Origin of the sequence: Novosphingobium decolorationis, assembly GCF_018417475.1 — a bacterium.
GTDB classification, from domain to species: domain Bacteria; phylum Pseudomonadota; class Alphaproteobacteria; order Sphingomonadales; family Sphingomonadaceae; genus Novosphingobium; species Novosphingobium decolorationis.
Map to the genome: position 1 here is coordinate 1,710,586 of NZ_CP054856.1, position 21,687 is coordinate 1,732,272.

At 66.4% G+C, this 21,687-nt stretch carries 22 protein-coding genes; 13 read left to right on the plus strand and 9 right to left on the minus strand.

Annotated features, from left to right (window positions below):
• The first annotated feature begins 50 nt into the window (after positions 1–50).
• The 4 genes from HT578_RS07735 (at position 51) to HT578_RS07750 (ending at position 4,017) form a co-directional block, all read left to right on the plus strand.
• Positions 51–1,523 carry an aldehyde dehydrogenase gene (locus HT578_RS07735; RefSeq protein WP_213503438.1) on the plus strand — a complete coding sequence of 491 codons (1,473 nt, stop codon included), beginning with the start codon at positions 51–53 and terminating at the stop codon, positions 1,521–1,523.
• Positions 1,520–1,957, plus strand: coding sequence for a nuclear transport factor 2 family protein (locus HT578_RS07740; RefSeq protein WP_239026549.1), 438 nt, complete (start codon positions 1,520–1,522; stop codon positions 1,955–1,957). Before HT578_RS07735 ends, HT578_RS07740 begins: the two co-directional genes overlap by 4 nt.
• 156 nt (positions 1,958–2,113) lie before the next feature.
• Positions 2,114–2,893 carry an SDR family NAD(P)-dependent oxidoreductase gene (locus HT578_RS07745; protein ID WP_213503440.1) on the plus strand — a complete coding sequence of 260 codons (780 nt, stop codon included), beginning with the start codon at positions 2,114–2,116 and terminating at the stop codon, positions 2,891–2,893.
• A gap of 137 nt (positions 2,894–3,030) precedes the next feature.
• Positions 3,031–4,017, plus strand: a complete 987-nt coding sequence (locus HT578_RS07750; RefSeq protein ID WP_213503450.1) for a GGDEF domain-containing protein — start codon at positions 3,031–3,033, stop codon at positions 4,015–4,017.
• Here the strand turns inward: HT578_RS07750 and HT578_RS07755 are convergent.
• The 5 genes from HT578_RS07755 to HT578_RS07775 are packed head-to-tail and all read right to left on the minus strand — an operon-like array spanning position 3,983 to position 6,634.
• Complete coding sequence (locus HT578_RS07755) at positions 3,983–4,489, minus strand: nuclear transport factor 2 family protein (protein ID WP_213503457.1); 507 nt, start codon at positions 4,487–4,489, stop codon at positions 3,983–3,985. The two genes, HT578_RS07750 and HT578_RS07755, sit on opposite strands and share 35 nt — an antisense overlap.
• Entirely contained in the window at positions 4,486–4,911 is a 426-nt protein-coding gene (locus HT578_RS07760; protein ID WP_213503459.1) for a nuclear transport factor 2 family protein, read from the minus strand. Before HT578_RS07760 ends, HT578_RS07755 begins: the two co-directional genes overlap by 4 nt.
• A gap of 8 nt (positions 4,912–4,919) precedes the next feature.
• Positions 4,920–5,447 carry a DUF3237 domain-containing protein gene (locus tag HT578_RS07765; RefSeq protein WP_039392330.1) on the minus strand — a complete coding sequence of 176 codons (528 nt, stop codon included), beginning with the start codon at positions 5,445–5,447 and terminating at the stop codon, positions 4,920–4,922.
• 7 nt (positions 5,448–5,454) lie between these two features.
• On the minus strand, positions 5,455–6,216 hold the full coding sequence (locus HT578_RS07770; protein WP_213503461.1) for an SDR family NAD(P)-dependent oxidoreductase: 762 nt from the start codon (positions 6,214–6,216) through the stop codon (positions 5,455–5,457).
• Position 6,217: 1 nt separating this feature from the next.
• Entirely contained in the window at positions 6,218–6,634 is a 417-nt protein-coding gene (locus HT578_RS07775) for a nuclear transport factor 2 family protein (RefSeq protein WP_239026550.1), read from the minus strand.
• A 112-nt stretch (positions 6,635–6,746) separates the two neighbouring features.
• Between HT578_RS07775 and HT578_RS07780 the strand changes: the two genes are divergently transcribed.
• Together HT578_RS07780 and HT578_RS07785 are read left to right on the plus strand one after the other, a co-directional pair.
• Positions 6,747–7,142: a nuclear transport factor 2 family protein gene (locus tag HT578_RS07780; protein WP_213503463.1), complete on the plus strand. Its 396-nt coding sequence runs from the start codon at positions 6,747–6,749 to the stop codon at positions 7,140–7,142.
• 75 nt (positions 7,143–7,217) lie between these two features.
• A complete protein-coding gene (locus HT578_RS07785) occupies positions 7,218–8,681 on the plus strand; it encodes a S41 family peptidase (protein ID WP_213503465.1) in 1,464 nt (487 codons plus the stop codon).
• Here HT578_RS07785 and HT578_RS07790 read toward each other — a convergent pair.
• Complete coding sequence (locus tag HT578_RS07790) at positions 8,669–10,213, minus strand: FAD-binding oxidoreductase (RefSeq protein ID WP_239026551.1); 1,545 nt, start codon at positions 10,211–10,213, stop codon at positions 8,669–8,671. The genes HT578_RS07785 and HT578_RS07790 overlap by 13 nt on opposite strands.
• A 102-nt stretch (positions 10,214–10,315) precedes the next feature.
• Here HT578_RS07790 and HT578_RS07795 point away from each other — a divergent pair, with 102 nt between their 5' ends.
• The 3 genes from HT578_RS07795 to HT578_RS07805 all read left to right on the plus strand — a co-directional run bounded on the left by HT578_RS07795 (position 10,316) and on the right by HT578_RS07805 (position 13,336).
• Positions 10,316–10,867, plus strand: coding sequence for a MarR family winged helix-turn-helix transcriptional regulator (locus tag HT578_RS07795; protein WP_213503469.1), 552 nt, complete (start codon positions 10,316–10,318; stop codon positions 10,865–10,867).
• Positions 10,868–11,057: 190 nt separating this feature from the next.
• Positions 11,058–12,293 (plus strand): multidrug effflux MFS transporter, encoded by a 1,236-nt coding sequence (locus HT578_RS07800; RefSeq protein WP_213503471.1) that lies wholly within the window; start codon positions 11,058–11,060, stop codon positions 12,291–12,293.
• A 200-nt stretch (positions 12,294–12,493) separates the two neighbouring features.
• Complete coding sequence (locus HT578_RS07805) at positions 12,494–13,336, plus strand: p-hydroxycinnamoyl CoA hydratase/lyase (protein WP_039391071.1); 843 nt, start codon at positions 12,494–12,496, stop codon at positions 13,334–13,336.
• Between the two features lie 207 nt (positions 13,337–13,543).
• On the opposite strand, the gene HT578_RS07810 is transcribed toward HT578_RS07805, so the two are convergent.
• Together HT578_RS07810 and HT578_RS07815 are read right to left on the minus strand one after the other, a co-directional pair.
• Positions 13,544–15,688, minus strand: coding sequence for an acetate--CoA ligase family protein (locus HT578_RS07810; protein WP_213504178.1), 2,145 nt, complete (start codon positions 15,686–15,688; stop codon positions 13,544–13,546).
• 133 nt (positions 15,689–15,821) lie between these two features.
• Positions 15,822–16,268 (minus strand): MarR family winged helix-turn-helix transcriptional regulator, encoded by a 447-nt coding sequence (locus HT578_RS07815; protein WP_213503473.1) that lies wholly within the window; start codon positions 16,266–16,268, stop codon positions 15,822–15,824.
• A gap of 122 nt (positions 16,269–16,390) precedes the next feature.
• Between HT578_RS07815 and HT578_RS07820 the strand changes: the two genes are divergently transcribed.
• The gene (locus HT578_RS07820; protein ID WP_213503475.1) at positions 16,391–17,815 is read left to right on the plus strand and encodes an aldehyde dehydrogenase family protein; all 1,425 of its coding nucleotides are present in this window, start codon (positions 16,391–16,393) and stop codon (positions 17,813–17,815) included.
• Between the two features lie 174 nt (positions 17,816–17,989).
• Here the strand turns inward: HT578_RS07820 and HT578_RS07825 are convergent, their stop codons facing one another.
• Complete coding sequence (locus HT578_RS07825; RefSeq protein WP_213503477.1) at positions 17,990–19,111, minus strand: NAD(P)-dependent alcohol dehydrogenase; 1,122 nt, start codon at positions 19,109–19,111, stop codon at positions 17,990–17,992.
• Positions 19,112–19,248: 137 nt separating this feature from the next.
• Between HT578_RS07825 and HT578_RS07830 the strand changes: the two genes are divergently transcribed.
• From HT578_RS07830 to HT578_RS07840, 3 genes are read left to right on the plus strand one after another with little or no spacing between them, the layout of a single operon-like run.
• A complete protein-coding gene (locus tag HT578_RS07830; protein WP_213503479.1) occupies positions 19,249–20,391 on the plus strand; it encodes a cobalamin-independent methionine synthase II family protein in 1,143 nt (380 codons plus the stop codon).
• Complete coding sequence (locus tag HT578_RS07835) at positions 20,388–20,789, plus strand: nuclear transport factor 2 family protein (protein ID WP_213503487.1); 402 nt, start codon at positions 20,388–20,390, stop codon at positions 20,787–20,789. Before HT578_RS07830 ends, HT578_RS07835 begins: the two co-directional genes overlap by 4 nt.
• Positions 20,790–20,817: 28 nt before the next feature.
• Complete coding sequence (locus tag HT578_RS07840) at positions 20,818–21,573, plus strand: IclR family transcriptional regulator (RefSeq protein ID WP_239026553.1); 756 nt, start codon at positions 20,818–20,820, stop codon at positions 21,571–21,573.
• Positions 21,574–21,687: the final 114 nt, after the last annotated feature.

Genomic DNA, 21,687 nt, shown 5'->3' on the forward strand with positions numbered 1-21,687 from the left:
GCATCATTGTCGGATCGCAAGCCGTGCGCACATGGAAGAGGACACCTGCAATGACCCCTGAAGGCGTGGATATCCGCAACCCCGAGAAACTCTACATCGGTGGCAGCTGGATCGAATCAACCGGCACCCAACGCTTCGAACTCGTCTCGCCCAACAGCGAGGAGGTGATCGGCGTGGTTGCCGACGCCACCGCCGCGGACATGGACAAGGCCGTTGCCGCCGCGCGCGAGGCTTTCGACACCGGCCCCTGGCCGCAGATGAGCCCGGCCGAGCGTGGGGCCGCCGTCCTGCGCTGGGCCGAGGAACTGGAGAAGCGCGAAGCCGAACTGTGCGCCTGCTGGACCGCGCAGGTCGGCGGCCTTTCCAGCTTTGCCCCGCAGATGCACGGCGGCGCGACCGCCACGATCAAGTTCATCGCCTCGCTGGGCAAGGACTTCGAGTTCGTCGTGCGCCGCCCCAGCCAGATGGTCGACACCGCGCTTGTCGCCTACGAGCCGGTTGGCGTTGCCGCCTGCATCGCGCCCTGGAACGCGCCTTACGGCATTCTTTCCAGCAAGGTCGCCTACGCGCTGGTTGCCGGCTGCACGGTCATCATGAAGCCCTCGCCCGAAACCCCGCTCGAAGCCTATATCATGGCCGAAGCGGCGGACGCGGCCGGCATCCCGGCGGGCGTCGTCAACCTGGTGTGCGGCGGGCGCGACGCGTCCGATCACCTCGTCAACAACCCCGGTATCGACAAGGTCAGCTTCACCGGCTCGACCATCGCGGGCAAGCGCATCGGCGAGGTCTGCGCGGGCCGCGTCGCGCGCTGCACGCTCGAACTGGGCGGCAAGTCGGCCGCCATCGTGCGCGACGACTTCCCGATCGAGGCCGCCGCCGCGATCCTGGGCAACACCATCACCGTGATGAGCGGGCAGGTCTGCGCCATGCTGAGCCGCGCCATTGTCACCAAAGCGCGCCACGACGAACTGGCCGATGCCATCGCCAGGGTCATGCAGGGCGTGAAAATCGGGGCCAGCACCGCGCCCGACACGCAGCTTGGTCCCCTTGCCATGAAGCGCCAACTCGAACGCGTCGAGGACTACATCGCCATCGGCAAGGCCGAAGGCGCCGACCTCATCACCGGTGGCAACCGCCCGACCACGATGAACAAGGGCTACTTCCTCGAGCCCACCCTCTTTGCCAACGTCGACAACACGAGCCGCATCGCACAGGAAGAGATCTTCGGCCCGGTCCTCAGCCTCATCCCGGCCGAGGACGAAGAGGACGCGATCCGCATCGCCAATGAAAGCGCCTTCGGCCTCAACGGCTCGGTCCTGACCAACGACCACGAAGCGGCCTACCGCATCGGGCGCAAGGTGCGCGCGGGTGGTTTCGGCCAGAACGGCATGCGCCTCGAATTCGGCCTGCCCTTCGGTGGCTTCAAGCAGTCGGGCATCGGCCGCGAGGGCGGCGTGGAAGGTCTCTACTCCTTCCTCGAGAGCAAGACGATGCTGCTCGACGGCATGCCCTCGCAGCTGTGAGCGCTTCGGCCGCGACGATGCCGTTGTGCGAAGCGGACTACATTCGGTACGTGGAGGCCTTCAACGCGCGCGACTACGCCGCGTTGGAGACCTTCTTCACCGACGACTTCGTGCTGGAGAACGCAGGCTTTGCGGTGCGCGGCAAGCCCGCGTTCCGCGCGTTCTACGCCTTCTTCCACGAGTACTGCCGTGAAACCGTCGACTTTCGCGGGTTCTATCCCGGCGCCGAGGGCTTCGTCGGCCATGTCGTCATCACCTTCGAGGGCCTGAAGGACCTCTCCCGCGAGGTGCTGGAGGCGCGTGGATTTTCCGGCATGTCGCTCGTGCCGAAAGGGGCACGGGTCGAGGTCGAGTTCCTGATCCTCTACAAGGTCGACGCGGCCGGCCTCATCCACCACATCAAGGGCGCGGTCTGGGAGCCGGAACGCCCCTGAGCCGAGACCGATGCCCTGCACCTGCGCCTTGCAGGGCGGACGCTCCATGACCACATCCTGCCGCGACAGGCTCCATCCAGGGGCTTGGCGCGGCTTTGTTTTCCCGCACACCAGGGCCGTCACGACCACCCCGAAGAAGCGGGAAAGGAGCGCGACATGGCCCGCATTTTCGTCACCGGATCAACGCAGGGGATCGGTCGCAACGCCATCCAGACACTGATCGGCAACGGACACGATGTCATCCTCCATGCCCGCTCGAAAGAGCGCATCAACGCCTTTGGCGCGCTCGCCGACGTCAATACGGTCCTGACCGGCGATCTTGCCAGCCTCGAGGAGGTCCGCGCACTTGCCCGGGCGCTCAACGAAACGGGCCCTGTCGACGCGATCATTCACAACGCCGGGGTCATCGACTCGACGCGTGAGGTAACTCGCGAGGGCCTCCTGCGCGTCCTGATGGTGAACGCGATCGCCCCCTACATGCTCAGCCTGCTCGCCGAACGCCCTGCGCGCCTGATCTTCACCGGCAGCTCGATGCACTATGGCCATGAGGAAGCGCTCGACGACATGGACTGGCGCGAACGCCGCTGGTCGGGCGCGAGCGCTTATGGCGAGAGCAAGATGCTGCTGACGGCCATGGCCAACGGCCTTGCCCGCCACCTTCCCGACATCGCGTGCCACACCGTCGATCCGGGCTGGGTGCCCACCCGCATGGGCGGCGAATCGGCCAGCGATCCCCTCGACGAAGCCCACCTCACACAGTGCTGGCTTGCAACATGCCTGGACGGCGAGGCGGGAGCCAGCGGAGGCTACTGGCACCACATGGAGCGCCGCGAGCCCGATCCCAAGACGCTCGACACGAAGGTCCAGGACGCCGTTCTCACGCGCTTCGCCGCGCTATCGGGCGTCGCCATGTCCGCCGCTGCGTCGCGCCCATGACTGCCCCCTTTTCTAGTTAACGCGAGATGCTTATAGGAGTGGCCCAGATACTTCGCGAAGCCAAGACCTTAGCCCGTCCTTAAGTATTCCAGGATACTTAACGCACCTTCACCACTCCTACGGTATTTGACCTCTCATTGGCCCAGGCTGTCCCTCCCTTTTCCATCTCGCGGGCCGCCTTCGAGGCGATCACCCGCAGGGATTCGTGCGCGTCCGAGGGCGACACGCAGAGTGACGGCACGCCCGTAGCGATCGGAGCCTTTTCGTGCGATCTGGGCGATCAGAGCCTGCGCTGGAACGAAGCGACTTTCGAGCTTTTCGGGTTCGCCCCTGGCGAGAAGGTCGACCGGCGCGAGGTGCTCGACATGTATGCCCCCGAATCGCGCCGCCTCCTTGAGGTGCGACGCGCGCAGGCCATCGAAGTGCTCGGGGCCTTTTCTCTGGAGGCGCAGATATATACCGCCGAGGGCGAGGAACGCTGGCTGCGCATCCATGCCCATGTCGAATCGCGCAATGGCCAGGCCCTGCGGCTGCACGGCACCAAGCAGGACATCACCCACGAGCGGCTCTATTTGCGCAAACTGGAAGAACTCGCCTTCACCGATCCGGTCTCCGGGCTGGGCAACCGCGCGCTGTTCCACGCCGCCTTTCTTCATGCGCCCCACGCGCCTTCCTCGCCAGCCTCCCGCAACATGGCCTCGGCCGGCGCACTGGTGCTGTTCGACTTCGACCACTTCAAGGCCGTCAACGACGCCTTCGGCCACATCGCAGGCGATGCCTGCCTTGCCCGCTTCGGTGCGCACTTGCGCAGCGCCTTTCCCGAAGCCCTGCTGCTCGCCCGCATCGGGGGCGACGAGTTCGCCATGGTGCTTGCGCAGAACCAGGACGAGGACCAGTTGCAGCAGCGCCTGAACGCTGCCCTGCACATGCTCGCCACGCCGTTCGACTGGGAGGGAACGTCCCTCTCGATCCGCGCCTCGTTCGGTCTCGCCCTGCCCCGCGCCGGAGAGCCGTCCTCTCCGAACGAGCTCTTCCGCCGGGCCGATGCCGACCTCTACCGCTCGAAGGAGCGCCGCACGCCGCGCGCGTCTAGTCCAGACGTTGCGAGTTGGGATCGGTCCTGAGCATCGCCGCACTCTTGATCGCCGGGTCCCAGTGCTCGGCTATCCGGCCATCCTGAATACGGAACAGATCGAACCAGCTGGTGTGGTAGGTCTCTCCAACCTCACCCGTTTCGGTGCGCACGAAGGCCATCGTCACCATGTCCCGCTCCGCCACGATGGAGACCAGCGGCAGCTCGATGGTGGGCCGGACCTCGCGCGCCGGGCGCGAACCGCGGATGAAGCTTTCCAGCGCGGCGCGCCCGCTGACGACGTTGGGATTGTGCTGGATATAGCCCTCGGCGATGAATTCGTGCGCGCGGTCGGCATGACCGCCCTGCAGCACGATGCGGTACATGTCGTAGCAAAGCCGCTTGTTCGCCGCGAGAACGGGATCTGCGCTGGCGAGCAGCTGTGCATGGTCGGCCGCCACCATCGGCGGGGTCTGCCCCTCGGGCACACTCGCGCCGGGGACCAGCTGTGTGGCCATGTTCATGAGCGCTCTCCCGACTGTTCCTCGGCCCAGGAGCGCGCCCATTTGCGGGTGTCGTCCCAGTGTTCGACGATGAGACCATCCTCCAGCCGGTACATGTCGAAGGCGTGCCCGGGGTAGGTCTGCCCTGGCCGTGCGGGATCGGGCTGGTCCTGGTGCCAGATCACCACGACCGTGTCGTCCTGCGCCACCGTGCGCACAAGGTGCTTGGTTGCCGGCGGTACGAATCCCTCGGGCGGATTGCGGATGAGGTCCGTCAGGTGCAGCAGTTGCTCGCGCCCCGAAGGCAGGTTCACCGCATGCTGCACGTAGTCCGGGTGGATATAGCGCAGCACGGCCTCGCGGCTCCCCTCGCGGATCACGCCCTGCCACATGTCGAGCACGATCCGGGCGTTGCGCTGCTGGAGCGTCTCAGCTTCGGCCATGACGCACCTCAGGTCAGCGCGTAGTAGCGCAGCAGGTTGCCATCCGCGCGCCGCTCACCCACGCCGATGAAGACGTGCTTGGTCAGCCAGTCGTGCTTGCCCACCGGGCATTCGAAACTGGGGTTGCCGCGCAGGTAGTATTCCTGCTGCTCGACCGGTTCGCCCCCCTTGAAGGCCCAGTCGCGCAGGCGCTCCATCGTGCCGGGCTTGCGCCCCCACAGGAAGCCCCGGTTGTTGAGCAGGATCAGCGTCCCGTCGTCCTCCTCCAGCATGTAGCGCGCGTCGAACACGGCGACGTCGTCGGGGCGGAAGGTCGCGTAGTCACCGCCCGAGCCCGGCACCGCCTTGCCTTTCAGGTGCGGCCCCTCGAACGTCCCGCCATCGACATAGACCGCGCTGCGGTTGCCCCCCATCGGGGTGTTGGCGATCATCTGCACGCGCGGGAAGGTCAGGCGCACTTCCATCGCGAATTCGAGGCGCGGGTTGTCGAGCGTCGAGAAAGGCCCGGCAAAGGGCGTCGTGTCGTTATGGGTCATGCCATCCTCATCCGATTTCCAGCGCGCCGCCATCGACCATCAGGTTGGCCGCGGTCACGAAACTTGCCTCGTTGGAGGCGAGAAAGAGCACCGCATCGGCCACTTCCTTCGCCGCGCCCATGCGCTTCATCGGCACGGCCGCGATCATCTGCTCGCGCATCGCCTCGACCGCCGCCTCGTCCATACCGGGATTGCGGTAGAGGAGCGGCGTCTCGATGGGGCCCGGGCTCACCATGTTGACCCGGATCCCGCGCGCAACATACTCGCCCGCGAACTGGCGCATGGCGAGCGCAAGGCCCGCCTTGGCCGCGCCATAGGCCGCGTTGCCGGGCACGAAGGCATGGCCGCCGATAGATCCGGTGACGACAATCGCGCCCCCTTCGCCCATCAGCCGCACCGCCTTCTGCATGGCAAAGACACAGCCCCTGAGATTGATCGAATGGACCTGGTCCCAGTATTCGCTCGTCATGTCCTCGATCAGCGAAAAGCCGCCCATCCCGGCGTTGACCATGAGGACATCGATGCCGCCCTCCTCGGCCGCCACGGTCTCGTAGAAGGCGTCCATCGCGGCAAGGTCGGAAATGTCGACCGCGTTGCCCTTCGCCCCGGGGATCGAGGCGACGGCGCTGGCGATGGTCTGCGGGTCCCGGCCAGTGAGGCGCACGCCCGCGCCTTCCTCGGCAAACCCTTGTGCGCAGGCCAGCCCGATGCCGCTGTTGCCGCCCAGGACAACCACCCGCTTGCCGATGAAGCGATCCGCGCGCGCCATCTCAGAACGGTCCGATTGGGTTGGGGCTGTCCACCGGGACTTCCATCATCACGTCCCAGTGCTCGACCACCATCGTGTTCTCGAGCCGGAAGATATCCATGATCGCGTAGCCCGTATCCCCCGGCCAGCGGCGCAGGTGGTAGTGCGCAATGACGTGGTCGCCATCGGCAAAGATGCGCTTGATGTCATGGCACGGCTCGGGCGAATGGACCTTGGCCTCGCGCAGGAACTGCTTGAGCGGCTCGGTGCCCTGCCCCACCATCTGGTTGTGCTGGATGTAGTCGGGCACGATGAACCGGTCGACCGCATCGGGATCGAGCGCGTCGAGCACCTCGCGGATCATCGTGCGTACGTGGTCGATGTTCGCCTGTTCCTGCGCGGTATAGACGCGCGTCTCGGGCTCTGTCGTCGGGTGCAAGCTCTCTCTCCCTTCGCTGCATCGGGGCAGTCGTTGCGCATAATCGTAACGCTCGTTATCAATATGTGCAAGGCGGAGCGACACGCCATTTCGACAAGAGAGGAGCTGCCCGATGACCCGCGAGGACTACGACCGCTACGCCGCGGCCTTCAACGCGCGCGACTACGATGCCGTCTACGACTTCTACGCGCCCGGCGCGCACCTCACCTTCTTCGGCGTCGACCTCGCCACGCGTGAGGCGTTCCGCGATTTCTACGGCTTCCTGCACGACCACGTGGAGGAAACGCTGACCATCGAACGCTTCGCCGCCAGCGCCGAACTCGTTGCCCTCGAAGGGGTAATCCGCATCGAAGCGCGCAAGGACCTGACCGCAGAAGCGCTCGCCGCGCAGGGGCTCGACCAGTTCTTCCCGATCCGCAAGGGCGAGGTGCAGGAACTTCGCCAGTACATCCATTACCACGTGACGAATGGCCTGTTCACGGGCGTCTCGTGCGCGCTGATGGATTGAGCCCCCATCGATCCCGGTCGGCCATCCATCGAGCGCGCGCTTGAGCGCGGCAGGTCGCGCGCTAGCATGTCGCCCATGATCCGAGTTCCTGCCGCGGCGCTCCTCGCCGCCACCTGCCTCAGCGCGCCCCTGTCCGCCCAAGCCCAAGCCGCGCAATCCAAGGCGCCGCGCCCGTGGGAGGCGGCAGGTCCTGTGCAGAGCATCGCACGCAGCGATGGCTCCACCGATCCGGCCGTGCGCGGCATCTGGCGTTCGCGCGGCTATGGCTGGCTGCTCGAGATCGACGAGGCTGGCGTCATCCGGCACCAGGAGGGAACGACCTGCTATCGCCCGCCCTTGGAGCGGGGCGCGCAAAGCGAGATGGACAGCGCGCGCTACCGCTATTTCCGCGCGCTTCCCGGCGGTCAGGCGGCGATCTTCCAGTTGCTGGAGGGGGACACCAACGTCGTCTTCGACCGCCTCCCCGCCTTGCCCGAAGCCTGCAGCGCGCCGACCGATCGCACACCCGGCGCCGTAGCCGCGGCCTTTCTCGACCATTTCGAACGCCACTACGCCTTCTTCGACAGGCGCCCTCCCGGGTTTGCGGCGCGCCGCGCGGCGCTGCGCGCAAAGATGCATCCTGGCATGGACGAGGCCCAGTTGTGGGACGCACTTGCCGCCTTCATGGAAGGGCTCTCCGACAGCCACACCAAGCTCTTGGGTGAAGTCGACGGAGAACGCCGCCGCGTGCAGGACGGTCAGGGGCAGACCCTCCCGCGCATCCGTGCCCGCGAGGGTGGCGAACCCGCCTGGCTCGGCGCGCTCATCGCGCAGACCACCGCGAAGCTGGGTAAGAGCGCGCGCACGGTCGGAGGCGGGCGCATCGTGTGGGGCGTGATCGACGGGCGCGTGGGCTATCTGCAGGTCTTTGTCATGGGTGGGTTCACCGAGCGCAGCGACTTTGCCACGCCCCAATGGGCCGAGGCGGAAATGGCGGCATTCCAGGATGCACTCGACCAGGCCATGGCCGACTTTGCCGGGCTCGACGGCGTGATCGTCGATCTTTCCAACAACCGGGGCGGATGGGACCAGATCGCCAAGGCTCTGCCCGCCCGCTTCCTCGACACCGCGCAGACGGGCTTTACCACCCGCGCCCGCGGATCAGGGCTTGCCCCGTTCCCTCATGCCATCACGCCCGCCACGGGTGCGCGTTTCGCAGGGCCGGTCTACGTGATTACGAGCGATGTGACGGTCAGCGGCGGCGAACTCGCCACGCTCGCCTTTCGCCAGAACCCGCGCGTAACGCAGGTCGGCACCCGCACGCGCGGCGCCTTCTCCACGCCTCTTGCCAAGCCGCTTCCCAACGGCTGGCTGCTTGAACTCGCGAACGAGACCTTCGCCGCGCCCGATGGCACGGTCTACGAGGAGACCGGCCTTGCGCCGGAGATCGAACTGGAGATCTACCCCGAAGAGGCCCCCGTCGCCGGCCACTGGAACGCGGTCGAGACGGTCGCCGCGATGGTGGCGCACGTCCGAGAGCGCACCGCTCAGCTCCGGTAGCGCGCAGGCCAGATCCCCTGCTTGCCCGGCGCCAGGATGCCATGGGGATCAAGCGCATCCTTGAGCACGCCGTTGAGCCGCCCCATCGCGCCCACCCCGGAGGCGTCCACGCCGTAGTTCTGGGTTGCCGCCACCGTATCCATGGCATCGATATGGGTGCGGTACTCGCCATAGCCTTCTTTCGCCGCGTCCGCGATCAGCGTGTCCATCAGCTGGGGCACCGCGCGCGCCATCTGGGCGTTGTCGCGGTCGTAGAGGATCTCGTTGATATTGATGATCGCCCGCGCGCCTACCGAGAAGGCCCCGTAATAGTCGATGCCCGCCGCTTCGAAGCGGGCCCGCGTGCTTTCGAACTGCGCCTGCGCGCGCGCGCCATCGGCAGGCAGGATCGGGGAGAAACCAAGGTGCCCCCCGCGCCCGCCGTACCAGTCGATCATGGCCATGTCGCGGGTCGAGGGAATGCCCGCATGGCTCGCGCCAAAGTCGTCGCCCTGGCGCCACAGCCGGGGCTCGGGACGCTGGCCCAACTGCGCCGCGAGCGCCTCGGCGACGACCTCGAACTTGGCCCGGATCACCTTTTCGGGCCCATAGAAGTTGAGCTGCGAATTCCACCAGCCGATGCCCAGCTGGCTGCGGATGCTTGCCCCCACGTCCTCGGGCAGAAGGCCCTCGCCCTCGTACCATTGCGCGCGGGGCCCCACGAACGAGGCAATGCCGACATAGCTGACCCAGGCCGGGTCGTGATCGATCAGCCCGCGCTGGCGAAGCGGGTAGAGCGCATCGACCCCGCGTGCGAGATCGCTGGCGTCGGGCAGCGCATAGTCCACGGACAGTGTCGCCTCGGGCGCGGGCATGAGCCACAGGCCAAGGCGCGTCACGATCCCGAAGTTCGACTGGCAGAACATCTGGTCCCAGGCCGGGCCGTAGGTGTCGCGCGACAGGTGCCAGGTCGCCGAGCCCTCCATGGCCCCGGTGCCCGTGCGCACCAGCGATCCGTCTGGGAGCATCACCTCCAGACCGCAGATCTGCGCGCCATGATCGCCGTAGGGCTGCGGCCCCTTGCCACGTTCGAGCGCATTGCCCGCCACGCTCCCCCAGGCATTGCCCGGCACCGAGAGCCAGAGCGGATGTCCGCGCCTGGTGAGTTCGTCGTAGAGATCGTAGAACCCCACCCCCGGCTCGACCACGCAGACGCCCCGCTTCTCGTCGATCTCGTGAATGCGCCGGAGCCCGGAAAGGTCGACCACCACGGCGCCTGCCTGGACCGGTGCAGCGCCGCCATAGCCGAAGTTCTTGCCGCGCGAGATCGGCCAGAGCGGGACCTTGTGCACGTTGGCGGCCAGCACGACTTCGCGCAGTTCCTCGACCGAGCGCGGGGCCACCGCGCCCGAAGGTTCATGGCGGGCAAGATCGAAGCCCATCTGATCGCTGTAGGCCTGCCGGTCCTCCTCGCCCGCATGGACGCGGTCGGAACCGGTAACCTGCGCAACCGTTTTCAGGAACGCGGCAACCTCGTGCCTATTTACATTCACTCGGCTGTGCTCCACGGAAATTTCACTCCTCATCCCTCCGGCGATAAGTAACATTCGTGATTATCTTGACAACCAGCAAAGCTCCTGCCCAAATGTCCGCCAATGGCTGACACCGATCAGGAATCCTTGGAAGATGGAGCTGACAGCGGCGCGCTGGAGGCGATGGAAACATCGAGCCCGCACGCGGAGATTCTGCACCGCCTGCTCAAGCTGTCGAACCGGTTGATGACACCGTTCTCAGTCAACCTGGAGCACCAGTACAAGATCAGCATCAACGAGTTCCGCATGCTCATGCTGATCGGGCGCTACCCGCATTCGGCCAGCCACGAACTGGCCGAACGTACCGGCGTCAACTCGATGAGCGTCTCGCGCGCGGTCTCTGCCCTGGAGAAACATGGCCGCGTCAACGTTGAGCGCGATGAGACGAATCGCCGCCGCAAGCGGCTGACACTGACCGAGGAAGGCGAACGCCTCTACACGATCATGCGCCCACAGACCGAGCGCGTGGCCGACTATCTCCTCTCCGATCTGAAGCCCCACGAAGTGGCGATGTTCGACCACATCCTGAGCACGCTGATCACGACCTTGGAAGCCACCGACGCGCAAGGGCAATCGCTCTTCCTCGAGCGCACCCGCCCCACCGACGAGGCCTGATCGCCGGGCATCGCAGGGCCTTGCCAGGCAGGTAGCGCGCCTCCTCCATTCCGCTCCCCCCATGCGCCGCCGCGTCATCGTGGCTGCGAAGCGTGCACGTGCGCCTTGCCTCGTTGGCCCCACATACTATAACGTTCGTTATTATGATGATCGACGCGCGCACGCACCGAACGGCCGGGACGACGGCCATATGACCTCCCCATCCCCCCAGAACCCAGCCGCCGCGGCGAGTGGAAAACCCACGCTCGGCTTCGGCATCGCGCTGGGCTTCCTGTCCGCCCTCGGCCCCTTCGCCATCGACCTCTATCTACCGGCCATGCCGGAGATGGCGGGCGCGCTGCAGGGCAACGAGAACGCGGTGCAGCGCACGCTCTCGGCCTTCTTCTTCGGCCTCGCCTTCGCACAGATCCCGATCGGCGCGCTGGCGGATCGCTTCGGACGCCGCACGCCGCTGATCTTCGGCCTTGCACTCTTCATCCTTGCCTCCTTCGCCTGCAGCCTCGCCACGAGCCTCGACCAGCTCGTGGCGCTGCGCTTCGTGCAGGGCATGGGCGCCTGTGCGGGCACCAGCAGCGCGCGCGCAATCATCCGCGACCTGCACCGCGGGCACCACGCGGCACGGCTGATGGCCTTTACCTTCCTCATCATCGGCATCTCGCCCATGCTGGCGCCGCTCCTGGGAAGCGGCCTCCTCCAGTTCGTGTCCTGGCGCGGGCTCTTCGTGATCCTCTCGGGCGCAGGTCTGCTCGCCGCGATCTGCGTGGTCCTGTTCCTGCCCGAAACGCTGGCGCCCGAGAACCGCGCGCCCGACTGGAGCGGCCTCCCCCGTGCTCTCGCCGCGCTGCTTGGCAACGGGCGGTTCGTCGGCTGGGCCGTGGTCGCGGGTCTTGCCACCACGGTCCCCTTCGCCTTCGTGACCGCCGCCCCGTTTGTCTACTCGGGCGTCTATGGCCTCGCTCCTGTCTGGTTCAGCGTGTTGCTCGCGGTGAATGCAGGCATGTCGATCATTGCCACCCAGATCGCCCCGCACCTGCTCAAGCGCCTGGGGGCCAGCCGCCTTGCCCTGCGCGCCGCGCTGGGAGCGCTGGCCATCACCGCCGCACTTGGACTTGCCTCGACGCTTCTGCCCGGCCGCGTGCCGCTCGCCGGGTTTCAGCTTTTCTCCGTGCTGCTCTTCATGGTCGCAGGGCTCGTCCTGACCCCGGCGGCGACGAGCGCGCTCGATTCGGTGCGCGAAGGCATTGGCGCGGCGGCCGGGCTCCTGGGCACGATCCAGCTCGCCGTCACCGCCCTCGCCAGCGCGGCCGTCACCCTCTGGCCGCCGGTATCGCTCCAGCCGCTGACGCTCGTTCTCGGGTCCGCATTCGCGCTGATGCTCATGATCGTCCTTGCCATTTCGCGCAGCGCCGCTCCCGAGCAGGCCTGACAACAAACCCCGACACGGAAGAAGAATTCCATGTTCACCCACGTCCATTTCGGCAGCAACGACCTTGCCTAGTCAAGGCGTTCTATCACGCGTCCCATGACGCACGGTGATGGTTTCGCTTGATCCCAGCTTCCGATATTGTATCCTGAGGATACATAAAACGTCAGGCCGGGAGAGCCTGCAAGGAAAGGAAGACAAGGATGAGTGAAGAGCAAGCCGAGACCGTCACCTACACGGTCGAGAACGGCGTCGCCTGGGTCTATTTCTCGCGTCCGGCCAAGCGCAACGCGATGAGCCCCAAGCTCAACCGCCGCATGATGGAAGTGCTCGACGAGCTGGAATACCGCGACGACGTGGGCGCTCTTGTGCTCGGCGGCGAAGGCACGGCCTGGTCGGCGGGCATGGATCTCAAGGAATACTTCCGCGAGACCGAGGCCAACGGCCTTCGCGGCATTCGCAAGTCGCAGTCGGAAAGCTACGGCTGGTTCCGCCGCCTGCGCTGGTACCAGAAGCCCACCATCGCGATGGTCAACGGCTGGTGCTTTGGCGGCGGGTTCGGTCCGCTCTTCGCCTGCGATCTCGCGATCTGCTCGGACGATGCCAAGTTCGGCCTGTCCGAGATCAACTGGGGCATCCTACCCGGCGGCGGCGTGACCAAGGTCGTGGTCGACCTCCTGCCGATGCGCGACGCGATGTGGCTGACGCTGACCGGCGACCTCATCGACGGCAAGCAGGCCAGCGCGATGCGTCTCGTCAATGAGAGCGTTCCCGCCGACCAGCTCAAGGCCCGCACCGCCGAGATCGCCAACATGATGCTGGAGAAGAACCCGGTCACACTCAAGTTCGCCAAGGACGCCGTGCGCCGCGTGGGCCTGATGACCTACGACGAGGCCGAGGATTACCTCGTGCGCATGCAGGAAGCCTGCAACTTCCACGACAAGACCGAAGGCCGCAAGGAAGGCATCCGCCAGTTCATCGACGAGAAGAGCTACAAGCCGGGCCTGGGCGCCTACGACAAGGACCGCGCCAAGGCCGACAGCTGACGCCCTCCTGAATTAACGAAAAAGCCGCTCTCCCTATGGAAGGGCGGCTTTTTCGTTTGTAGGCAAGAAGAAGAGATTCAAGGGGCCATCGCCCCTTGACCCCAGAACGGGCAACCTCACCTTTCGCAGCCACCGCAGTGCGCGCAACGTGAGGGCGACAGTTTGGGGAGCCCGAGGGCGATGGCCCTCGGAATCTCTCTTCTCTTCTTACCCTGAAATCAGCGCATCAAGCGCCAGAGCACCTTCCCCTTCAGGAAGCACCAAGACCGGGTTGAGATCGAGCTCGCCGATCTCGGGGGTGCCCCGCACCACCGCGCCCAGCGCCTCCACCGTGGCCGCAAGCGCGTCGAGGTCGGCCATGGGCGCGCCGCGGAAGCCTTCCAGCAGCGGCGCCATGCGCAGTGTGCGGATCTTCGCCTTGATCTCCTCGCGCGTGAGATCCGGCGCGAGCAGCACCGCATCGTGCAGCAATTCCGCCGCCACGCCGCCAAAGCCGACGAGAAGCACGGGTCCCCAGCTGGGATCACGCTTGGCACCCACGATCATCTCCACCCCGCGCGGACCCATGCCCTCGACCAGCAAGCCATCGAGTTCGAGGCCGGGACGGGCCTTGGCGACATCGCCCTGCATCTTGCTCCAGGCCGCTTCCAGCGCATCGCCATCGGCAATGTTGATGATGACGCCGCCCGCATCGCTCTTGTGGCTGAGCGCGGCGGCCTGCGCCTTCAGCACGACCGGGTAGCCGATCCGCTCGGCGATGGCGCGCGCCTCGGCCGCGCTCATCGCCAGTTCGCCGGGCGAGAAGAGCACGCCGTGGGGCGCGAGAAGCGCCTTGGCGCGGTATTCCGGGATCACCTCGCCCGGCGCCGGGCCGTCGATGCGGATGGGAGCCGGTGCGCTTCCGCTGCGCACGCCGGTGCGGCTGTGGGCCAGCCGCGCGAGCGCCTTGAGCGCGCGTTCGGGGGTCGGGAAGTAGGGGACACCGAGCTTGCGCAGCGCTGCGATATCGTCGTCAAGGACGCCGCCGCCCTCGTCGACGCCCGCCACCACGACAGGCTTGGCCCCGCCCAGTTCGCCCACGGCCTGCGCCACGGCGGCGAACTTGATGTGGCTGGTGTGGGTATCGGTCTGGATCAGCGGCACGAGGATCGTGTCGATCCGGTCATCGCTGCCAAGCGCGGCCAGCGTGCGGTTGTAGAGCGTGGAATCGACAAGCCCCTGCGCCGTGATGTCGAGCGGATTGCTGACCGGCACGAAGACGGGAAGCGCCTCGCGCAGCGCCGGACTGTCCGCGTCCGTCAACTTGGGCAGCGGCAGGCTGAGCTTTTCCGCCCCGTCGAGCATCATCGCCTTGAGCGCGCCCGATTCCGAGACCACGGCAAGGTCGGGGCCCGGAAGCGATGGGCAGCGCAGCGCGATCTCGGCCACGTCGCCCAGTTCCTCCAGACCTTCGACCATGATGACGCCCGCATGAGTGACCAGGGTCTCCATCACCGCATGGTCGCCCGCCATCGCGCCGGTGTGGGTGGCCGCGCTCTCGCGCCCGGCCTCGCTCGAACCGGGGTGCAGCAGGACAACAGTCTTGCCCTTAGCCCGCGCGCGTTCGCCGGCTTCCAGGTACTCCATGGGCTTGCGGAAATGCTCGACGATCATGGCGATGACCGCGGTATCCTCATCGCCTGCAAGATAGTCGAGATAGTCCTCGACCCCGCTCGCGGCCTCGTTACCGGTCGAGATATAGCAGGAGAGCGGCACGTCGCGCGCGATCATGGTGGTGGCCAGCACAGCGGCCATCGCGCCCGATTGCGAGACCACGCCGACCTTCTTCGCGCCCTTGGCGCGGGCGGGCGGCAATTCCACGAAGGTCAGCGCGACGTTGGCGTCGAAATTGACGAGGCCAAGGCAGTTGGGCCCTTCGATGACCATCCCCGCCTCGCGCGCCACGCGGGCCAGTTCTTCCTGCCGGGCGAGCCCTTCGGCACCGTCCTCGGCAAATCCGGCCGAGAAGATCACCGCCGAGCCGCAGCCCCGCTGCGCCAGCGCCTTCACCGCATCGAGCACCGCACCTTGCGGGATCGCCAGCACGGCGGCATCAATCCCCTCGGGCAGCGCGGACACGTCGGGTACGCACGGGCGCCCGCCGATCTCTTCGCGCTTGGGATTGACGAGATGAATGTCACCCGGAAAGTCCGCCTCGACTAGGTTCTTGAGGACAGACGCCCCCAGCGAGCCCGGACGGTCCGAGGCTCCGACGATGGCGACACTGCGCGGGTTGAGAAGGCGGTCGATCGCGGCTCTGGCGACACGATCCTGTACGGCGGCTTCCTGCACGGACACTCTCAGCTCTCCCATCTGGTTCACGCGCCGCCCCACGGGCCCGGCGCACGGCTTCCGGTCCTTTCCGGCAAGCCCCAGCTTTGTATCCTAGGGATACATAGCGTGCAAGCCGATTGCGCGGCCCCTTTCCCCTCATGCACGTAACGAATTATGGCGCGCGCTGGTGCAGCCGCTGCAGCATTTCCAGGAGCGACTTGCGCTCCGCCGCGCTCAGGACACCGAAGAAGCGCCGCTCATTCTCTTCCAACGCCACGTCGACATCGGCGGCAAACTGCTCGCCCTTGGAGGTCAGTTCCAGCGCATGCGCGCGCGGGTCCGCGCTGGGTGCCCGGCGGATCAGGCCGCGTCCCTCGAGCAGGTCGACGATCTTCATCGCGCTCGACCGGTTGACGTTGAGCGCGCCGCCGAGCGCCGACTGCGAGCACCCCGGATTGGCCCGAATGAGCAGAAGTGCGGTCGCGCGCGCGGGCGTGATATCAAGGTGCTCGAGCGCCGCACGCGCGGCTTCATGCGCCATCGGATGGACCAGTTGGACCTGGTATCCCAACTGCCCGGCAAGATCGCCTCCCACCTTCATTTCCCGTTCACCCCACACCTTGCCATCTTTGTATCCCAGGCGTACATAAAGCCGCGCCCGAGAGAAAGGGACTTCGCGTCAATGCGCCTGACAGCGGGAAAAATTCCCTGTAGCATCGACGCTAAACAAGGAGAGCGATCGTGAAAACCGATTTCAAGCTGCTGATTGACGGCAAACTCGTCGATGGCGTGTCTACGTTCGACGTCGTCAACCCGGCGACCGAAGAGTCCTTTGCCCAGTGCCCGCGCGCCAGCGAAGCCATGCTCGACGAAGCCGTGGCCGCAGCGAAGGCCGCCCAGCCAGCCTGGGCCGCGCTGAGCGCCGACGAGCGTCAGGCCTATCTCAACAAGCTGGCCGACGCGATGGAAGCGCATCACGAGGAATTCGGCCGCCTCCTCACCGCCGAACAGGGCAAGCCGCTCGACCAGGCGATGTATGAGATCGGCGGCAGCATCTACACCATCCGCGCCATTGCCGCGATGCGCCTGCCCGACCAGACCATGCGCGATGCAGGCGGCAACACCATCATCGAGCACCGCACGCCGCTGGGCGTGTGCGCCGCGATCACGCCCTGGAACTTCCCGGTGATCCTGCTCGTGGGCAAGATGGCGCCCTGCCTCATCACCGGCAACACGATGGTCGCCAAGCCCGCGCCGACGACCCCGCTCACCACACTGCTCCTGGCCGAACTGGCCGCCGACATCCTGCCCGCGGGCGTCTTCAATGTCGTGTGCGACCAGAACGAGCTTGGCCCCAAGCTCACCGGCCACCCGGACATCGCCAAGGTCTCGTTCACCGGCTCGACCGCGACGGGCAAGAAGGTCATGGCGTCGGCCGCCGAAGGGGTGAAGCGCGTAACGCTCGAACTGGGCGGGAACGACGCCGCCATCGTGCTCGATGACGTCCCCGCCAAGGTCGCCGCCGAGAAGGTCTACAACGGCGCCATGGCGAACGCGGGCCAGATCTGCGTCGCGATCAAGCGCGCCTACGTGCCCACCGCGATGTACGATGAATTCTGCGCCGAGATCGCCAAGCTGACCAAGGCCGCCGTCGTCGACGACGGCTCCAAGCAGGGCGCGACCGTGGGCCCGGTCCAGAACAAGATGCAGTACGACAAGGTCCTCGCCATGATCGCGGATGCCAAGGCCAACGGCACCCTCATCGCCGAGGCCGCGAAGCCCGACAAGGCCGGCTACTTCATCGCGCCGACCGTCATCGGCGGCCTTTCCGATGATGCCCCGCTGGTGGCCGAGGAACAGTTCGGCCCGGTTCTCCCCGTCCTCACCTACGACGACATCGAGGACGTCATCCAGCGCGCGAACGACAGCCCGTTTGGCCTGGGCGGTACCGTCTGGGGCATGGACCAGCTGCGCGCGATGGACGTCGCCCGCCGCATCAATTCGGGGACGGTCTGGGTCAACCAGCACCTCGCCATCGACCCGAACATTCCGTTCCGTGGCTCCAAGCAGTCGGGCCTGGGCTCCGAGCACGGCACCGCCGGCCTCATGGAATACACCCAGGCGCACATCATCAATGCGGTGAGCCTCGAAGCCGAACCGGCCTGATCCACCGCCTTCACCAGTATGAAGAAAGGGCCGTCCCGGAAGGAGCGGCCCTTTCTCGTTCGTATTTGCGAAGAAGAGGAACCCTCACCTTTCGCGCGCCACGTTAGTGGAGAATGGTGAGGTCGCCGATTCCGGGGGCCAAGGGGCGATGGCCCCTTGAATCGTCCCTTCCTCTTAGCTTTCTTCCGAAATCCGCAGCACCGGCTTGATGACCTCCCCGCTCTCGCTCGCCGCGATGGCCGCGTTGATATCCGCAAAAGCAAAGTGGCCGATCAGGCGGTCGAAGGGGAAGCGACCCGCACGGTAGTGCTCCATCAGCTCGGGCAGGAAGGTCGCGATGTCGCTGTCGCCACCCAGGATTCCCATGACGCGGCGCCCGCCCCCCATCAGCTCGGCCTCGTTGAGAGTAAGCGTATCGGCCGGGTCAGACGCACCGACCAGGCCCAGGATACCCATCGGCGCAAGCAGGTGGAATGCCCCTTCGATCAGCGTGTTCACGCCGGTCGTATCGAAGGCGTAGCCCAGCCCCTGCGGGCACAGTTCACGGATCTGCGCGGCCACGTCCTCGCGCCCGTTAATGGTGTGGGTCGCGCCCAGTTCGCGCGCGATCTCTAGGCGGGAATCGTGGATGTCGATGGCGATGATGGGGTCCGCGCCTGCAATCTTGGCGGCCATGATCGCGGCCATGCCGACGGTTCCGGCTCCCCAGATGGCAATAGGCAGGCCCTTGCGCACCTGAATCGAGCGCAGCACCGCGCCCGCGCCGGTCATAAGGCCGCAGCCGATGGGGGCGAGCACGTCGAGCGGCACCTCGTCCATCGTCTCGGGCACCTTCACCACGTTGCGTTCGTGCGCAATGGCGTGGGTGGCAAAGCTCGACTGGCCGAAAAAGTTGCCGTGGAGCGGCTTGCCGTCGCGGAACAGCGTGGGACTGCCATCGGCGCGCGCGCCCGACCAGTTGTGCGGGAAGAAGTCGTAGCAATAGGTCGGCGCCTCGACCGCGCAGCTGGGGCATTCGCCGCAGGAGTGGAAGCTCATCACCACCCGGTCTCCCGGCTTGGCGACGGTCACGCCCTCGCCCACGGCCTCGACGATGCCCGCGCCTTCGTGGCCAAGCACGATGGGCAGCGGCACCGGCAACTGGCGGTCGCGCACGGCAAGGTCGGTGTGGCAGATCCCACAGGCGACGATGCGTACGCGCACTTCGTCGCTGCGCAGCGCATCCAGCGTCACATCCGCGAATTCGAACGCGCTACCTTCGCCGGTGCAGATCGCGGCCTTTGCCATTTCGGTCATGATTTCAATATCCTCTCGCAGTTTCCCGCCCTCACTGCGGCGGACATAGTATATTTCATGGATGCGAAGCTATACACATTTGTGAAAAAATGGCATGACCTCACAGGACCGAGAGGAGCCAACAAGGAGAGCCCCTGATGACGATCGACACGACCCACGTCGGCAGCCTGCCGCGCGGGAGCGAACTGACGCCGCTGCTGCTCGCCCGCGACAAGGGCGAGGCCTATGACGCTGCCGAATTCGACCGCGTGGTGCAAGCCGCCGTCGACGAAGGCGTCCGCAAGCAGGTCGAATGCGGCGTCACCATCGTCAGCGACGGGGAACTCGGCAAGGTCGGCTACTCGACCTACATGATCGAACGCCTGACCGGCTTTGGCGGACACATCGACCGCAAGCCCGCCGCCGACCTGGCCGCGCACCCGGACCTTTCCAAGAAGCTCTCCGCGATGATGGGCAGCCAGGAGTTCACCCGCGCCTCGTGCATCGGGCCGGTCCGGCTCAAGACGCTCGAGCCGCTGCACGAGGACATTCGCCGCTTCCGCAACGCGCTCGACAAGCACGGCAAGCCGGGCGTGCGCGGCTTCCTCAACGCGGCCTCGCCCGGGCTCGTCACCGCCTTCCAGGTCAACCGCCACTACCCCAGCCACGAGGCCTACCTCGCCGACCTCGTCGATGCGATGAAGCCCGAGTACGAGGCCATCGTCGCGGCCGGCTTCGACATCCAGCTCGATTGCCCCGACCTCGCGATGTCGCGCCACACCGGCTACCAGGACCAGGAGGAAGCCGAGTTCCTCAAGACCGCCGCGGCCAATGTCGAGGCGCTCAACGCGGCCACCGCCAACATCGCGCCCGAACGCCTGCGCATGCACGTGTGCTGGGGCAACTACGAGGGCCCGCACGACTGCGACATCGACCTTTCCAAGATCATCGACACGGTGATCGCCGCGCGTCCCGCGACGGTCCTGTTCGAGGCGGCCAACCCGCGCCACGAGCATGAGTGGAAGGTCTGGCGCGATGCCAAGCTGCCCGACTACAAGATGCTCGCGCCCGGCCTCATCGACACCTGCTCCAACTACGTCGAGCACCCCGAGCTGATCGCCCAGCGCCTCGAGCGTTACATCGGCATCGTCGGCGTGGACCGCGTGGTCGCCAGTACCGACTGCGGCTTCGGCACCTTCGCGGGCTATGGCAAGATCGACCCGGACGTGACCTGGAAGAAGCTGCGCGCGCTGCGTGAAGGCGCCGACATCGCCGAAGCCCGCGCCGGGGTGGCCGCATGAGCGCAGACCTCACGCCCGAAGCCGTGCGCGCGATCGAGCACGACTGCGCCAAGCTCGTCGCCCGCTACGCCAACCACAACGACGCGGCGGACTGGGAGGCGGTGGTCGCGCTCTATGCAAAGGACGGGCGCATGGCGCGCCCCTCCGCTCCCGACGACTGGATCGAGGGGCGCGAGGCGATCCTTGCTGCCTTCACCGCCCGCGCCGCGCGCACCACCCGGCACGTATGCTCCAACGTCGAGATTACCGTCCTCGACGCCGACACCGCCATCGGCGAGAGCGCGATGCTGCTCTTCACCGGCGAGAGCGTGCCCAAGGTCGGCTCGTTCGAGGATCGCTTCGTGCGTACGGTGGAGGGCTGGAAGTTCGCCGAGCGCCGCGGCCTGATGACATTCTAAGATAACGCGAAGGAAAGGTAGACCCACAATGGCCACCACAGGGGGGACGGGCTCGGGCGGCGCCGTCAAATCGGCCATGCGCACGCTCGACATCATCGAATATGTCGTGGCCCATCCCACCGGCGTCGTCGCCCAGGAAATCTCGCAGGCGCTGTCGATCCCCGTCAGCAGCCTGTCCTACCTCCTGGGCACGCTCGTCGACCGTCAGTACCTGGTGCGTGCAGGACGTCTCTACCAGCCGGGCAGCGGGCTCGACCGCCTGCGGCTTGCTCCACAAGGGCTCCCGCTGGTCGAGCGCGTGCGCCCGCTGGTGCGCACCTTGCGCATGCGCCTCGATGAAACCTCCTCGTTCTTCGTGCGGCGCGACTGGCAGATCGAGGCGATCATCACCGAGACCGCCGAACACACCCTGCGCTATTCCATTGCGGTGGGCGCACTAACCCCGATGCATTGCCTGGCTGCGGGCAAGGCGATCCTCGCCACGCTTTCCGAGGACGAACTTGCCGCCTATTTCGCAGGCACGCTGCGCGCGCAGTTCTCGGCCAACACGATCATCGACGAAGGCCAACTGCGCAACGAACTGGCGCGCACCCGCGAACAGGGCTTTGCCGTCACCCGCAACGAGTATACGCCGGGCATCTGCGGTATCGGGCGGGTGCTGCGGGATGCGGGCCAGGTCGTCGGCTCGCTCGCCGTCGCCATCCCCGTGGTGCGCTGCGACGCCAATGTCGAAGCGAGCGCGGGCGAGACGCTCAAGACCATCGCGGAGAGTTTCTCGGCGTGAAGTAGGCAGAAGAGAGATTCCGAGAGCCATCGCCCTCGGGCTCCCGGAACTGTCTGGCTCACTTTTCGCGTGGGGCCTCAGATGCAGAGCGTGAGGGCACTTGCCCTTGGATCA

Excerpts from the sequence above, each read along its gene's own strand:
- HT578_RS07735 (WP_213503438.1), top strand. The coding sequence starts at position 51 with ATGACCCCTGAAGGCGTGGATATCCGCAACCCCGAGAAACTCTACATC.
- HT578_RS07745 (WP_213503440.1), top strand. The coding sequence starts at position 2,114 with ATGGCCCGCATTTTCGTCACCGGATCAACGCAGGGGATCGGTCGCAAC.
- HT578_RS07755 (WP_213503457.1), bottom strand. The coding sequence starts at position 4,489 with ATGAACATGGCCACACAGCTGGTCCCCGGCGCGAGTGTGCCCGAGGGG.
- HT578_RS07760 (WP_213503459.1), bottom strand. The coding sequence starts at position 4,911 with ATGGCCGAAGCTGAGACGCTCCAGCAGCGCAACGCCCGGATCGTGCTC.
- HT578_RS07765 (WP_039392330.1), bottom strand. The coding sequence starts at position 5,447 with ATGACCCATAACGACACGACGCCCTTTGCCGGGCCTTTCTCGACGCTC.
- HT578_RS07770 (WP_213503461.1), bottom strand. The coding sequence starts at position 6,216 with ATGGCGCGCGCGGATCGCTTCATCGGCAAGCGGGTGGTTGTCCTGGGC.
- HT578_RS07780 (WP_213503463.1), top strand. The coding sequence starts at position 6,747 with ATGACCCGCGAGGACTACGACCGCTACGCCGCGGCCTTCAACGCGCGC.
- HT578_RS07785 (WP_213503465.1), top strand. The coding sequence starts at position 7,218 with ATGATCCGAGTTCCTGCCGCGGCGCTCCTCGCCGCCACCTGCCTCAGC.
- HT578_RS07795 (WP_213503469.1), top strand. The coding sequence starts at position 10,316 with ATGGCTGACACCGATCAGGAATCCTTGGAAGATGGAGCTGACAGCGGC.
- HT578_RS07800 (WP_213503471.1), top strand. The coding sequence starts at position 11,058 with ATGACCTCCCCATCCCCCCAGAACCCAGCCGCCGCGGCGAGTGGAAAA.
- HT578_RS07805 (WP_039391071.1), top strand. The coding sequence starts at position 12,494 with ATGAGTGAAGAGCAAGCCGAGACCGTCACCTACACGGTCGAGAACGGC.
- HT578_RS07810 (WP_213504178.1), bottom strand. The coding sequence starts at position 15,688 with ATGGGAGAGCTGAGAGTGTCCGTGCAGGAAGCCGCCGTACAGGATCGT.
- HT578_RS07825 (WP_213503477.1), bottom strand. The coding sequence starts at position 19,111 with ATGACCGAAATGGCAAAGGCCGCGATCTGCACCGGCGAAGGTAGCGCG.
- HT578_RS07830 (WP_213503479.1), top strand. The coding sequence starts at position 19,249 with ATGACGATCGACACGACCCACGTCGGCAGCCTGCCGCGCGGGAGCGAA.
- HT578_RS07835 (WP_213503487.1), top strand. The coding sequence starts at position 20,388 with ATGAGCGCAGACCTCACGCCCGAAGCCGTGCGCGCGATCGAGCACGAC.
- HT578_RS07840 (WP_239026553.1), top strand. The coding sequence starts at position 20,818 with ATGGCCACCACAGGGGGGACGGGCTCGGGCGGCGCCGTCAAATCGGCC.